Annotated in this window: 1 protein-coding gene; it reads right to left on the bottom strand. The window is 66.2% G+C overall.

The features are described 5' to 3' along the window. Positions 1–480, bottom strand: a 480-nt coding sequence (locus tag EN925_RS39125; RefSeq protein WP_128337512.1) for an aminotransferase class III-fold pyridoxal phosphate-dependent enzyme, incomplete at both ends; no start/stop codon positions are given.

The following is a 480-nucleotide window of genomic DNA, read 5'->3' as shown; positions in this document are numbered from 1 at the left end:
ATTGGCCACCGCGCAGGAAACCGGATTGCCGCCGAAGGTGTTGAAATAACGGAAGGCGTTGCGGAAGGTCGCCAATATCTCCCTTGATGTGACCACGGCGGCGATTGGATGGCCGTTGCCCATCGGCTTGCCCATGGTGACGATGTCGGGAACGAAACCGGCGCGCTGGTGGCCCCAGAAATGACTGCCGGTGCGGCCGAAACCAGGCTGCACCTCGTCGGCGATGACCAGTCCGCCGGCGTCACGCACCGCGCGCATCGCGTCGTCGAAAAAGCCGGATGGGAGCGTCGGAAAGCCTTCATTGGCGAGCAGCGGACAAAGGATGATGCCGGACAGGCCGATACCGTCCTTTGCCAGCGCGGCGATGGCTTCGCGCACCGCGTCGCCAAAGGCTTTGCCGGTGGCCATCGCAGCCGGATGGCGATAGCTGTCAGGCGCCGGCACCAGCCTGACGTGGCGGGCGCGGCCGCCCACCGGCGG

Source organism: Mesorhizobium sp. M7A.F.Ca.US.006.04.2.1 (assembly GCF_004022915.1).
Classification (GTDB): Bacteria; Pseudomonadota; Alphaproteobacteria; order Rhizobiales; family Rhizobiaceae; genus Mesorhizobium; species Mesorhizobium ciceri.
This window is presented reverse-complemented; position numbering and strand designations above follow the sequence as displayed.